The organism is Halomonas marinisediminis (assembly GCF_004347715.1).
GTDB lineage: Bacteria > Pseudomonadota > Gammaproteobacteria > Pseudomonadales > Halomonadaceae > Halomonas > Halomonas icarae.
This window is the reverse complement of the sequence record NZ_SLTR01000189.1, coordinates 1-318: the sequence shown is the minus strand read 5'-3', so window position 1 is coordinate 318 and position 318 is coordinate 1. Positions and strand designations below refer to the sequence as shown.

Sequence of the window (318 nt, the reverse complement as noted above, 5' to 3'; positions counted from 1 at the left end):
CCTGACCCTGGGCCAGCCGATTCTGGAGAATGCCGACCGGATCGCGGCCCGGGACCTTGCGGTTGCCCGGGCGCTCGCGCAAGGGTCCGCGCACCCGCTGGCGCGGGCGATTGCCGCCACCGACGCAGGTGGGGCCAGCGCAGAGGTCACCGAGTTGCGCGAAGTGCCCGGCTACGGGGTCGAGGGGCGTTGGCAGGATCAGCCGGTGCGCCTCGGGCGGGCCGACTGGGTCGGGGCCACGCAGGGGGACGTGACCGCGACCTGGCTCCGGATCGGGCAGGCGGCGCCGGTGGCCTTCGAGTTCAAGGATGCCCTGCG

At 74.5% G+C, this 318-nt stretch carries 1 protein-coding gene; it reads left to right on the top strand.

Translation table 11 applies throughout. The annotated features are described in order from the left end of the window. Positions 1-318, top strand: a 318-nt coding sequence (locus E0702_RS16320; protein WP_205741987.1) for a hypothetical protein, incomplete at both ends; no start/stop codon positions are given.